We start from the raw sequence: 13,536 nt of genomic DNA, 5'->3' as shown, positions 1-13,536 counted from the left end.
TGGATCGACCGTCGGCTGCTTGCGCGCATTGCTGTCACTCGGCGATTTGCTCTGCAACGGCTGCTCCCCACCCGACTGAGACGATCGGAAAGCGGCAACATGCCGCCCAGCCCGGGAGGTCGCCCCTCGCCTTGATAGGAATCGAACCACAAGTCCACAATCTCACGCCCACGCGCCATGCGGAAGGGACGGTGACGCTGTACAATTCGGCCGCGAGCCCGCGAACGTCGAAGCGGCCCTAACAACGCACCGCAACGAGCGGTCACCAATCATTGAACATCCTTGAACAAGTGGGGGCTATCAAGGTCGGACTGTTGTTCCTATGACTCGCAATGGGTCGGCGACGGACCGCACCGATGCCTTATGCCCTTGTGTCATAGCCTGCCCGGGCTCCAGATGCGAATCAACGGAATGCCGCGATGTCATTCAAACCCTTGCTTGGCGACGGACGTATTCGGGCCCGGAACGAAGAAACGGCGTCGCTGCAGACTGCGTCGTGGATCGGCTCGTCGGTCGTATTCGACAGTCGGCGCTGGGCGTGCCAGGAAGCGGAAATTCGCTGGACGGCACCGCATCATCTGATCGTGCTGACAGACGGGGGCAGCACGTCCCGGACATCGATCCGCACCGATGGCAAGACCCTTTATGACGGCCAGGACCGACCCGGAGTCCTCACCTTTGTTCCTGCGGGCGCAGAACGCGTCGGCTTCTACCGCGACGTCGACCTCTCCTACTCCGCCGTGTGGATCGATCCCGAGCTCGCGCTTCCGGGATTGGAGTTGCTGCGCGACATGCCGGTACTGGTGAACCGGAGCGACGCGGTCATCGGCACGCTATTGCGATCGCTTCGCACCGAGATGTCGCTCGGCCACGTGCCGGAAACCGTCTATGTCGAGCACCTGGTTGCCCTTATTGGTCTGCGAATGACCAGCCTGGAGGGAAGTCCGCGTCTGGCCGCAAGCCGAGGCCGCCTCAGCCGCCGGAAATTCGAGCGAGTGCGCGACTACATCGAAGCCAACATCGCCTCCGATATCTCGCTGAGCGAGGTGGCAGCCATTGCCGGCATGCCCCTCGATACCTTCGCACGGCGTTTCAAGGAGACGACCGGGCGGCCGCCCTACGCCTATATTCTCGAGGAACGTATAAGACGGGCGGAATTGCTCCTGCGCGAGACCGGCATGGCCATCGGCGCCATTGCATTCCGCCTAGGCTTCTCCAGCCAGAGCCATTTCACCACGACGTTTCGTCGGCTGAAGGGCATCACCCCGCGCGCCTACCGGCTGCAGTTTTCTCCGGAATCCTGACAGGACCTCCGGATTCCTGAAAGAAAGCGATCCCCCGCGCACCCAAATCCCGCCTGTCGAAGATAGCAAGGGGCCGGCTCGCCGGAGGGCAGAAGCCCCTCCCGGCTCCTGCCGCTGCGACCAGGAGATCATTCATGGCTGAAAAGGACTACAGGATTACCCGCCGGGCGGTTTTGGAAGGCGGGGCGGCAACCTGCCTCGCCCTCGCATCCGGCTTGCCCGTCGATGCCGCGGAGACTGGCGCCCCCATTACGGCCGGGCCCGCCGCGGCGCCGATATCGAGAATACCGATGCGCTTCAGGATCAACGCCGAGGAGCATGCCTTGAAGCTCGATCCACGCACGACCCTGCTTGATGCCTTGCGAAACCATCTCGGCCTGACCGGCTCGAAAAAGGGCTGTGACCACGGCCAGTGTGGCGCCTGCACGGTTCTCGTCAACGGCCGGCGGATCAATGCCTGCCTCTCGCTCGCCGCCCAGCACGACGGCGACGAGATCACCACCATCGAGGGCTTGCCGATGGCGACCGACTGCACCCGGTGCAGGCGGCTTTCGTCGCCCATGATGGCTTCCAGTGCGGCTATTGCACACCGGGACAGATCTGTTCGGCCGTGGGAATGCTTAAGGAAGTTCGGGCCGGCTGGCCAAGCCATGCAAGCAGCGATGTGGCGGCCGGGCCCGCGGCGCTGACCGACGCGGAGATCCGCGAGCGCATGAGCGGCAACATCTGCCGCTGTGCCGCCTATCCCAACATCGTCGCCGCCATCCGCGACGCAGCCGAAGAGGTGTGAGCCCATGCGACCCTTTACCTACGAGCGCGCCAGCAACGCGACGGCGGCGGCGGCCGCCGTAGCAGCCCGGCCCGAAGCGAAGTTCATCAGCGGCGGCACCAATCTTCTCGATCTGATGAAACTGGAGATCGAGCGGCCAACACATGTCGTCGACATCAGCCGGCTGCCGCTCGACAGCATTGAGGAGACGCTGGAGAGCGGCCTCAGGATCGGGGCACAGGTCCGCAACAGCGATCTCGCCGCCGAGCCGCGGGTGCGATCACGCTATCCCATGCTCAGCCAAGCGCTTCTCGCCGGCGCGTCCGGCCAGATCCGCAACAAGGCCTCGACCGCCGGCAATCTCCTCCAGCGCACGCGCTGCCCCTATTGATCGCAACATGCCTTGCAACAAGCGCGCACCCGGATCGGGCTGCGCGGCCCTCGGGGGCTTCAACCGGATGCACGCCGTGCTCGGCGCCAGCGACGACTGCATCGCCGTGCATCCCTCGGATATGGCCGTGGCCATGGCCGCACTCGACGCCCAGGTCGAGACCACCCTGCCCGACGGCACGGTCCGTACGATTCCCGTCGGCGACCTCCACCGGTTGCCGGGCTCGACGCCGCATGTCGAGACGGACCTCGGCCACGGCGAGTTGATTACCGCCGTGATCCTGCCGCCTCCGCCTCTCGGCCGGCAGCTCTACCGCAAGGTGCGCGACCGCGCTTCCTACGCCTTTGCGCTCGTCTCGGTCGCGACCGTTGTCAAAAAGAGCGGCGACCGCATACAGAGCGCCCGCATCGCGATCGGCGGCATTGCACCAAAGCCCTGGCGCCCGATGGACGCGGAGTACGTGCTTGCCGGGGCGGCCGCCGCCGACGCCGCCTTTACCGAGGCCGCCGAGAGCGCACTCGCCGGAGCCATCGGGCACGGCGGCAATGATTTCAAGATCCCGCTGGCAAAACGCACGCTACGGCAGACACTCGCCGCGGCTGTCGAAGGTGCATGAGGTGCGATGATGACAGATACCATGATCCCGGAAAACCGTTCTTCTGAAAGCAGCAACGGCCTTGTCGGCCAGCCGATCGCGCGCGTCGATGGGCCGCTCAAGGTCACCGGCCGCGCGACCTACGCCTATGAGCATGCCGTGAAGAAGGCGGCGTATGGCTACATCCTCGGCGCCGCGATCGCCAAGGGCCGTATCGTCGCGATCGACAGCGCGGAAGCCGAGCAGGTGCCGGGCGTCCTTCATGTTATGACCTATCGGAACGCACCGGCTCAGCCGGATTTCGGCCCAGCGGTGACGCCTACCGTGCCGGAGGCCTTCACTCGTGCGCGCCCCGTGCTCAACAGCGACCGGGTTCGATTCTACGACGAGCCCGTCGCGATTGTCGTGGCGGAAACATTCGAGGCGGCGAGTGCCGCGGCGGGGCTCATCAGGGTGCGCTATCGAGAGGAGCGCGGCGTCTTCGATGTGCCGGCGCGTCTCGCCGACGCCTACACGCCCCGGCGCACCAATGCCGGCTTCGAGACGGACAGCGCGATCGGCGACTTCGGAGGCGCTTTCGCCGCCGCTCCGGTCAAGGTCGACGCGACCTATCGGACTCCTTACGAGCACCACAACCCGATGGAGCCGCATGCGACGCTCGCCGTCTGGTCAGCCGACGAGGTGACGATCTACACGTCCGCACAGACGCTTGCCAACTTCCAGGCCGGCCTCGCCAGCACGCTCGGCATTCCGCGAGAGCGTGTTCGCATCGTCAGCCCGTTTATCGGCGGTGGTTTCGGCTCCAAGTTGATCGTCCATGCCGACACCGTGCTCGCGGCGCTCGCCGCAAGGGTGCTGCGCCGCCCTGTCAAGGTCGCACTGACGCGGCAGCAGATGTTCGCCAATGCCGGCCATCGGGCGGAGATGGTCCAACAGGTGCGCCTCGGCGCGGACCGGGACGGGCGGCTGACGTCGATCGGCCATGACGTCTGGTCCGCGACCTCCGGCTTCGAGGAGTTTTGCGAGCAGACCGCGGTCTTCGGCCGCTCGCTCTATGCCGCGCCGAACCGGTTGACCCGCCACCGCCTCGTCCCCGTCGACCTCAATCGCGGCGAATGGATGCGTTCGCCGGGCGAGGCGCCAGGCATGCTCGCCTTGGAATCGGCGATGGATGAGCTCGCCGACAAACTCGGCCTCGATCCGATCGAACTCAGGATCCGCAACGAGCCGATCGTGGATCCGGAACAAGGCGTGCCGTTTTCAACGCGTAACCTCGTCGCCTGTATGCAGGAGGGCGCGCGGCGCTTCGGCTGGGAACGCCGCAACCCGAGCCCGAGACGCATCCGCGAGGGCCGCAAGCTTATCGGCTACGGCATGGCGGCCGCCATCCGGCCGAACTATATCGGCGCGGGGACGGCCAAGGTGGCGATCGATGCGACCGGCCGCGTCACGGCTCGTCTCGACATGACCGATATCGGAACCGGCACCTACACCATCCTCACCCAGATCGCGGCCGAAAGCCTCGGGGTGCCGATCACCGCGGTCAAGGTCGAACTCGGCGACAGCCGCTTCCCGCGCACGGCCGGCTCCGGCGGTTCCTGGGGCGCGGCGAGCGCGGGTTCTGCACTGCACCACGCCTGCAGCACCCTCAAGGAGAGGGTCATGGAGGCGGCCCGATCTAGCGACCGCTCCCCGCTTCGGGGTGCGAACGACGTCACTCCGATCTTCGTCGGCGGGGAGATCCGGGTCGGCGACCGTTCCGTAAGCTTGGCCGATCTCATCGGCAGAATTGCTCCCAACGGCATGGAGGCCACCGGTTCGGTCGCCGCCGCGCGCGACACGGAAAGCTACAGAGCCTACTCGCAGCACTCCTATGGAGCGCACTTCGCGGAAGTCGCGGTAGACACCGACACGGGCGAGATCCGCATGCGCCGCATGCTGTCGGTGATCGGTGCGGGCCGCATCCTCAACCCCAAGACCGCACGCTCGCAGATCCTCGGCGGAATGACTTGGGGCATGGGTGCTGCACTGATGGAGGAAACCGTGCTCGATCCCCGCTACGGCCATTTCGTCAACCACGATCTGGCCGAGTATCATGTCCCCGTCAACGGTGACGTTGCGGAGATGGAGGTCGTCTTTCTTGAGGAATACGACGACAAAGCCAACCCGCTCGGCGCCAAGGGGCTCGGTGAACTCGGCGTCTGCGGCTCAGGCGCCGCCATCGCCAACGCCATCTACAATGCGACCGGTGTGCGTGTGCGCGAGTTCCCGATCACCCTGGACAAACTCTTGCCCGGCCTGCCGCTGACTGCCATTTGAGCCCGCCAATCTGTACCCTATCCTCCGCGTCCGCCACGAAGCCGCGCATTGGCCATTGGAAACGATGGGGCCAATGCCCGCCGCTGCATCGCAGCGCGCGAGCGAACGGTTCGCTCCTTCTACAGATAGGGTCTGAAGTGCCGCTGCCGGACGCCGCTTGTGACGTCAGGAGCCCTGGCTTCCGCGAGCTGAGAGAGAAATTCATCCATGAGCGGAGAATTGCCAAAGCGACGATTGGCGCGCTCCGTGGCAAGTGAGAACTGGGGTTCGACCTGGGTGAGCTGTGCCATCGCGCGCCGCGCGCCCTGCACGTCTCCACGCTGTGTGAGGACTGCCGTGTGGATCAGTAGGCAATCCGCCTCGCGCGGCGCGCGGATCAGGCATTCCCGCAAGACCCGGTCGGCCTCATCGAGGCGGCCGGCAGCATAAAGTGCCTGGCCGTAGACATAGGTGTAGTATTCCGGCGCCATCGGGTGGAGCCGCCGCGCCCGCTCGGCGTTTCGGACAGCCTCATCATAGCTGCCGAACCGGACCTGAGCCTTTGCCAACGCCATCAGGCTGTCCGGGTCGTTCGGATTGAGCTCGACGGCACGCCCAGCGGCCTGCATGGCGCCAGCGTAGTCGCCAGCGGCCGAAAGCCCGAAGCTCAGGACCTGATAGCCGACCGCGAGATTGGAATCGAGGCGAACGGCCTGCCGCGCCTCGCTGAGACCGGTTTCCACGTCGGTACGGGTCGCCCTGCCGCTGACATTCTGCAGGAAGTCGACAATATAGGTCATGCCGAGATTGGCGCGCGCCGCGGCGTAGCCGGGATCGAGCTCAAGGGCACGATGAAGCAGCGCACGCGCGGCCATCAGCGCCTCGGCATCGTTCGAGCCGTGCTTGTAGCGGTCACGCGCCTTAAGCACGAGGTCGTAGGCCTGAAGGTTTTCCGTCGGGCGTTCGGCCGCGTTCGATACCTCCGATTGGCGCACATAAGACACCAGATGCGAGACGATTTCGGCCGTCAAATCTGTCTGAAGCGCAAAGACGTCCTCGACCCGCCGGTCGTAGGTGCGCGACCAGAGGTGGGCGCCGCTGCGCGCATCGATGAGCTGCGCCACTACCCGAAGCTGGTCGCCGGCGCGTCTGGCACTGCCTTCCACCACATAGCCGGCCCCAAGTCGTTCGCCGATCCTACGGATGTCCTCCGCCTGGCCGCGGAGCGCAAAGGTCGAGTTGCGCGCGATCACCTGAAGCTCGGGGTTCCGCGCCAGGTTGGCAATGATGTCCTCGGTCAACCCGTCGGCGAAATAGGCCTGATCGGCCTCGCCACTCATATTGTCAAAGGGGAGCACCGCAACGGCCGGCCGGCCGGCCGCGGGCTCACCGCCCGTGAGATGCACGAGGCCGTTGGTCAGATCCGCGCCGATCGCCCGCAACGCGGGCACCTGGGTGAAAGCGGCGACGACGACCAGTCCCGCAGTCCCGACCGCGACAGGCAAAGCGGCACCCCGGCGGAGCACCATCCGCCGTAGCCAGCCCCGGCCGGGCGCCGGCTCCCGCTCGAGCCGCACGGCATAGACGGCGAGCGGCTCGGCTATGTTCTTGGCCTGCCTTCGCCCGATACTGTAGAAAAGCTTGCTGCGGCTCCGGTCGGCACTGCGGACCACGGCCTCGCTCACGAAAATGCTGGCCGGCGCTGCCATGGCTTCCAGTCTGGACGCGACGTTGACACCATCACCGAACATGTCGCCATTGTCTTCTATGACGTCGCCGAGGTTGATGCCGACACGCAGGCTGAACGGCCGCTCGACGAATCCGTTCTGGATTTCGATTGCCGCATCGAGCGCCTCGTTAACGCTCGGGAAGGTCGCCAGGAAGCCGTCGCCGGTGGTCTTGAAGGTGCGGCCACCATGCTTCTTGACCAAAGGGTTGATCAGCTCGCTGAAGGCAGCGCGCAGGGCCGCGTAGGTCGAGGATTCATCCTCGGACATCAGTCGCGTATAGCCGACGATATCGCCCGCTACGATTGCTGCGAGTTTACGTTCCATCACGAGGCCTCGGCAGTTTTCGCAAGCATCTTCCCGACACCACCCCTGCCCGTCCACTCAAAACTCTGTGTGTGTGCACTCCCCGCTTTGCGGACGCATTCGCGATACTGCGCCGTAACACGAAAACTGAAACGATTACCCGTCGCACCAGCGTAAGCTCACAATCCTTGATGCCATGTCTTCGGTTTCCCTTGTTTCCGCCAAGAAATCGCAGCTTGGCCGAAACAAGGGAAACGGAAGAAACTGGTAGCATCATCGGGAATTCCGATGGATGACCTACACGGCCGCGGCTCTTTCTCCAATATCCCAGAAAAGCCCTGCCATCATCGCCAGCGCCTCCCCTGTCATCGAAATGAGCGCGTGCTCGTTCGGCGCGTGCTGGGAGCAGCCGGGATAGGAGTGCGGCACCCAGACGGTCGGAAGCCCGAGGATATCGGCGAAGGTCTCGTTGGGTAGCGAGCCCGCGAGATTGGGCAGGATGGCGGGTTTCTTGCCCGTGGTTACGACAATTGACTGCTTCACCCGCGTCACCCACGGATGGTCGGGGTCGAGCCGGGTGGCATGGAAGAAGCCGCGATCGGCCGGAACAATCTTCACCTCCGCAAAGCCCTGGCTGTCGAGATACCGGTGCAATGCTGGCAGAATGTCGTCCGGGTCGGTGCCCACCACATAGCGCAGCTGGCAATGGGCGCGGGCCTTGGCGGAAATAGCATTAACAGGCGCTTCCGGCACGCCGCTCGTCTGCGCCAGCACGGCAAAACTGTTCCACCCGAAGACACGCTCGGAAGGCGTCAGGCTCTCCTCGCCCCAGTCGGCGTCGATGGCGGGACCGTCGTAGCCGCCCACCGGGCAGTCTTTCAGGGCCTCGCGCACGGCGGGCGTCAGGCTCGTCGGCCGCCATTCGGGAACCTTGATCTGGCCGCGCCTATCGACGATGCTTGCAATCGCATGGGCCAGCACGATGGCCGGATCGCGCAAAAGCCCGCCCCAATTGCCCGAATGATGCGCGCCTTCCCTCAGATCGACGCGGAGGTCGAAATTGACGGCGCCGCGCGATCCCATGAACAGGGTCGGACGATCCGGATGCAGCCTCGGACCGTCGGAAGCAATCAGGACATCGGCGGAAAAGAGATTGCGGTTCTGCCGGAAAAGCTCTGCCAGTCCGGGCGAGCCGCATTCCTCGCCCATCTCTATGACGATCTTGCAGTTGAAGCCGAGATCGCCTCTTTCGGCAATTATGGCCCGCAGCGCAGCGATATTGATGCAATGCTGGCCCTTGTTGTCGGCGGTCCCGCGTCCATAGAGACGGTCGCCTTCGCGCACCAGCTTGAAGGGATGCAAGCCCTCGCGCCATTGGTCGGCCTGGGCGCGGATCACATCGCCATGGCCATAGACGAGGATCGTCTCGAAGGCGGGATTCTCGATGCGCTCGGCAAAAAGGAACGGCACCCGCGCGTCGGCGGGGTTTTCCAGAATGCGATGAGTGAAGCCGAGTCCGGCGAGTTTGGGTGCCATCTCGTCAAGCAGATAGCGCCTGAGTTCCGGCCGCTTCGCCGGCTCCTGGCTTTCCGTTTCGAAGGCCACCATGCGGCCAAGCTCCTCCTCGTAACCGCCGGAGGCAAGATAGTCGTTGATGCGCGCGATAGCGCTGTCGCGGGTGGCCAAGTCAGGCTCCTTCCTTCTCGTGTACGGCGTCGCCCCACGGCGACATGATTTCCGTGCAGCCCATATTGATGCCGTTCTCCCGCATGACGCCGGCCGGACAGGCGAAGGCATAGGGGAAGACGGTTCTTCTGGCCGTCACCACCGGCAGGACGCCTTCCAGCGCTTCGATGATCGGCCGCGGCAGGGTTTCGTCGGCGACGATCGTTCCGCCGCCGCTGTTGTCGACGCGCGGATGGTGGAAGGCGTCTTCCAGCGACATGCCGAAGTCCATGAGGAAGGAAGTGAGGTTGAGCACCGCCGGCAGGATCTTCCGCCCGCCCGAGGCGCCGATGGCGAAGCGCCGCCCGTCCTTCTCGCCGATGGTCGGGCAGACATTCATCAGGCACGCCTTGTCCGGAGCCAACGAATTGGGCTTGCCGGGCTCCGGGTCGAACCACATGATGCCGTTGTTCATCAAAAGGCCAGTAGAAGGCGAAACCACGCGCGAGCCGAAGATGGACAGCAATGTCTGCGTTACGGCGCACATATTGCCGTGGCGGTCAACGACGCTGAAATGGGTCGTACAGGAAGGGGCATGAGAGACTTCCGCATCGCCCATTTCGCGCAGACGGCGTTCGTAGGTCCGGCCGAGCGCGCGGACCATTTCCGCGAAGCTCGTGCCGTCCGGCCTACCGCCCGGCGTGAAGGCATTCTCCATCATCGCCAGACATTCGGCCAGATTGGCGCCGGCGGTCATCCCCTCGGCGGCATGGACCACGCCGCCGCGATAAGGCACATCGATGGTGGATGTGAGCCTCGCGCGGTAGGCGGCCAGGTCTTCGCGGGAAATGCAACCGCCCTTGGCCCGAATGTCGGCAACCAGCGCCGTGGCGATTTCGCCCTCGTAGAAGTCGCGCGGTCCAGCCTCTGCCAGCCGCGACAGGGTTTCCACCATTAGGCTCTGGTCGAGCCTTGTGGTGGCAAGCGACGTCCAGCCGGCGACTTTCGGCCATTGCCCCTCATCGAGGAACAGCGCCGCCGCATCCGCGTCCTTCGCCAGTTCCCGAGCGGTCGAAGCGATCAGCAGCGAGGCGTACCAGTCGACCAGCATGCCTTTCCGCGCAAGGCCCACAGCCGGCATGAGCAGGTCGCGCCAGGGGAGCGTGCCGTAGGTCCGGTGCGCAAGCTCCATGCCCGCCACCGTTCCGGGCACGGCGATGGCGGTGGCGCCTTGCACATTGCGATCGTCCACCACAGCGGCCCATGGGAAGAGGTCGGGGGATTTGCCATTGCCGGATAGCGGATAGTCCGCTGGGTCGAGGGTCGAGGGCGAGCGCATGCCGAACTGGATGGTGCGGGCCTGCCTCTCTCTTTCGCGCCACACGACCATGGCTCCACCGCCCGCCGGACCACTCATCCAGGGTTCGACCACGCCGATGGCGAAGGACGTGGCAACGGCCGCGTCGATGGCGTCTCCGCCGGCCTCGAGCACGGCGGCGCCGGCCACAGCCGCCATTCGGTGCTGCGCCGCAACGACACCGTTCTTTGTGGCAGCCACATGTTTGCGTACGGTCTGCGTCCGCGAAAAGTTGCTCATCGCCTGATCCTGACTAGTGTGCGGCAGAACTGCCGTAGAGATGACAGTCCACATGGCCCCCTTCCCCGCCGACACGCGGCGGCGGCGCGGTCTTGCAGATGTCGCGGAGCTCGGCGCAGCGCGGGTGGAAGCGGCAGCCCGAGGGTGGCGAAATCGGGTTCGGATACGATGCGCCGAGATGCGTGTCGGGCAGAGAAAGAGAGGGGTCGGGGGTCAACACCGATTCCAGAAGCGCCCGCGTGTAGGGATGGCGCGGACCGGCGAAAAGCTCCGCCGCCGGGGCCTCTTCGACAATCTGGCCGAGATACATCACCGCTACCCGCGTCGCCAGATGCTCCACCACTGCCAGATTATGGCTGATGAAGAGATAGGTGAGACCCAGCTCCTCGCGCAGATCGCCCAGGAGATTGAGAATCTGCGACTGGACCGACACATCGAGCGCTGAAGTCGGCTCGTCGCAGATGACGATCTCGGGCTTCATGATGAGCGCACGGGCGATTGCCACGCGCTGGCGCTGGCCGCCGGAAAGCTGATTCGGATAGCCGCGCCTGAGGCGCGCCGGAAGCCCGACGAGATCGAGCATCTTCGTCACCGCCTCGGCCCGCGACGCGCTGTCGCCGACGCCATGCACCACCAGCGGCAGCGCGATGATATCCTCGATGCTCTTGCGCGGATTGAGCGAGGAATAGGGGTCCTGGAAAATTGGCTGGATACGTCGCGCCAGAAGCCGGCGTTCCCGCGCGCCGATCTCCCTGCCATCCACCAGCACCTGGCCGGATGTGGGCGCTTCGAGACCGAGCAGGATTTTCGCGAGCGTCGACTTGCCGCAGCCGGATTCGCCGACAAGGCCCAGCACATCCTTTTTATTGATGCGGAGCGAGACGCCGCCCAGCGCATGAAGCGGCTTCGGCCTGGCGAAGATGCCCTGCTTGACCTGATAGGTCTTGGTGACGGCGGCAAGTTCCAGAACGGGCGGCATGGTTTCCTTCGTCATGCCGACGCCCCTTCCCCGCTCGCATGGACGCAGCGCCAGACGTGCCCGCTTTCCAGCCGCCTTTCGGGTATGGCGGCGGCGCAAGCCGCCTCCGACACATCGCACCGGTCGCGGAAGGCGCAGCCCTCCACCCGACCGACGAGCGAAGGCACGATGCCGGGAATGGAGCCCAGATGCTCGCCCGGCCTCGTCTTGCCAGGCACCGGGATGCAGCGCAGAAGCCCCCTCGTGTAAGGATGACGCGGGTGCTCGAAAATCTCCCGCGCCGTGCCCTGCTCCACCACCTCGCCGGCATACATGACCGCCACCTTGTCGGCAATGCGCGCCACGACACCGAGATCGTGGGTGACAAGGATCATCGCCATGTTCATCTCGCGCTGCAGGTCGGCGAGAAGCCGCAGGATCTGCGCCTGGATGGTGACATCGAGCGCCGTCGTCGGCTCGTCGGCAATAATCAGCTCGGGCGAGCACATCAGCGCCATGGCGATCATGACGCGCTGGCGCAGACCGCCGGAAAGCTGGTGCGGATATTGGGTGAGCCGGCTTTCGGCGGCGGTGATGCCGACCTTGCCCAGAAGCTCCACGGCGCGGGCGCGCGCCTCCGCCTTGCTCGCCTTGTTGTGCAGGAGATAAGCCTCCGCCAACTGGTCGCCGATCGTATAAGCGGGGTTGAGCGAGGTCATCGGCTCCTGGAAGATCATGGCGATGCGATTGCCGCGCAGATCGCGCATCTCTCGCTGCTTCCGGCTCATAAGGTCTATGCCGGCAAAGTCGAGCCGCGCTGCGTCGCGTTTGAACTTCTTCGACAGGAGGCCCATGATCGCCAGCGACGTGAGCGACTTACCGCTGCCGGACTCGCCGACGATGCAAAGCGTTTCGCCGCGTTTCAGATCGAAGCCGATGCCGCGCACGGCATGGAGCGTGCCCTGCGCAATCGGTATGTCGATGGTGAGGTCGCGGACGCTGAGAAGGGGCGCGTTCATCACAGTCTACCCTCTGTTCTCTGGCGCGGTGACGTCGCGCAGGCCGTCGCCGAGGAGATTGATGGCGAGGACGAGCACGAACAGGGCTACGCCGGGAATGGCGATCAGCCACGGCTCGAACAGCATCATCTGCTTGCCCTCCGATATCATCAGGCCCCAAGAGGGCGTCGGCGGCTGGACACCGAGGCCAAGGAAGGAAAGCGCGGCTTCGAGCAGGATTGCATGGGCCATTTCGAGCGTCGCCACGACGATCAGGTTGTTGACGATGTTGGGCATGATCTCGGACAGGATGATGCGCTGCGTCGAGCAGCCGATAGCCTTGGCGGCGTTGACATATTCGAGGTCGCGCACCTGTAGCACGGAAGAGCGCATGACGACGGCGAAGCGGTCCCACAGGAGAAGCCCAAGCACCGTCACCACCACTTGCAGCGATCCGCCGAGAACGGCCACCACCGCAAGCGCCACCAGCACCACGGGCATCGCCAGCCTGACATTGATGAGGAAGGTCACCACGAGATCGACGCGACCGCCAAAATAGCCGGCGGCGACGCCCATGGCCGTCCCGATCAGGCCGGAGATCAGGGCCGCGATGGCGCCGATGGAAAGCGAGATGCGCGCACCGTATAGGAGCCGGGCGAGATAATCGCGGCCAAGTTGGTCCGTGCCGAGAATGTGGTTGGGGTCGCTCCCCGCCATCCAGAAGGGCGGCTTCATGCGCGCCATCAGGTCCTGCGTGTAGGGATCATGACCCGCAAGCAGCGGTGCGAAGAGCGCGATCAGGACGATGAGGGCGAGAACGACGATGCCGAAGACCAGCCCGTAATGGCCGAAGATGCGCCGGCGCAGCTGGGCAGCGGGACTCGGCGCGTGGATTTCGTCAAAAGCCGTATCGATTGTGCGTGCCATG

General features: G+C 65.0%; 8 protein-coding genes and 2 pseudogenes. 4 read left to right on the top strand and 6 right to left on the bottom strand.

Annotated elements, in window-relative coordinates; all coding sequences use genetic code 11:
* Positions 1–419 precede the first annotated feature (419 nt).
* The 4 genes and pseudogenes from AC4P1R_RS25410 to AC4P1R_RS25395 all read left to right on the top strand — a co-directional run bounded on the left by AC4P1R_RS25410 (position 420) and on the right by AC4P1R_RS25395 (position 5,378).
* The gene (locus AC4P1R_RS25410) at positions 420–1,304 is read left to right on the top strand and encodes an AraC family transcriptional regulator (protein ID WP_273362107.1); all 885 of its coding nucleotides are present in this window, start codon (positions 420–422) and stop codon (positions 1,302–1,304) included.
* Between the two features lie 134 nt (positions 1,305–1,438).
* Positions 1,439–2,094: pseudogene (locus AC4P1R_RS25405) on the top strand (2Fe-2S iron-sulfur cluster-binding protein).
* A 4-nt stretch (positions 2,095–2,098) separates the two neighbouring features.
* Positions 2,099–3,080: pseudogene (locus AC4P1R_RS25400) on the top strand (FAD binding domain-containing protein).
* Between the two features lie 9 nt (positions 3,081–3,089).
* On the top strand, positions 3,090–5,378 hold the full coding sequence (locus tag AC4P1R_RS25395; protein ID WP_492178220.1) for a xanthine dehydrogenase family protein molybdopterin-binding subunit: 2,289 nt from the start codon (positions 3,090–3,092) through the stop codon (positions 5,376–5,378).
* A gap of 119 nt (positions 5,379–5,497) precedes the next feature.
* Here the strand turns inward: AC4P1R_RS25395 and AC4P1R_RS25390 are convergent, their stop codons facing one another.
* The 6 genes from AC4P1R_RS25390 to AC4P1R_RS25365 all read right to left on the bottom strand — a co-directional run bounded on the left by AC4P1R_RS25390 (position 5,498) and on the right by AC4P1R_RS25365 (position 13,535).
* Complete coding sequence (locus AC4P1R_RS25390) at positions 5,498–7,411, bottom strand: adenylate/guanylate cyclase domain-containing protein (protein ID WP_492178219.1); 1,914 nt, start codon at positions 7,409–7,411, stop codon at positions 5,498–5,500.
* Between the two features lie 276 nt (positions 7,412–7,687).
* Complete coding sequence (locus tag AC4P1R_RS25385) at positions 7,688–9,076, bottom strand: M20 family metallopeptidase (protein WP_492178218.1); 1,389 nt, start codon at positions 9,074–9,076, stop codon at positions 7,688–7,690.
* A 1-nt stretch (position 9,077) separates the two neighbouring features.
* A complete protein-coding gene (locus AC4P1R_RS25380; protein WP_151613177.1) occupies positions 9,078–10,652 on the bottom strand; it encodes a gamma-glutamyltransferase in 1,575 nt (524 codons plus the stop codon).
* Between the two features lie 13 nt (positions 10,653–10,665).
* A complete protein-coding gene (locus tag AC4P1R_RS25375; protein WP_207544047.1) occupies positions 10,666–11,646 on the bottom strand; it encodes an ABC transporter ATP-binding protein in 981 nt (326 codons plus the stop codon).
* Positions 11,643–12,629: an ABC transporter ATP-binding protein gene (locus tag AC4P1R_RS25370; RefSeq protein ID WP_151613176.1), complete on the bottom strand. Its 987-nt coding sequence runs from the start codon at positions 12,627–12,629 to the stop codon at positions 11,643–11,645. The genes AC4P1R_RS25375 and AC4P1R_RS25370 overlap by 4 nt, the downstream gene beginning before the upstream one ends.
* 6 nt (positions 12,630–12,635) lie before the next feature.
* Positions 12,636–13,535, bottom strand: coding sequence for an ABC transporter permease (locus tag AC4P1R_RS25365; protein ID WP_225191236.1), 900 nt, complete (start codon positions 13,533–13,535; stop codon positions 12,636–12,638).
* Position 13,536: the final 1 nt, after the last annotated feature.

This window comes from Sinorhizobium sp. Y406 (assembly GCF_058732025.1).
Note: the sequence above shows the minus strand (reverse complement) of the source record. Positions and strands in the feature narration are given on the sequence as shown.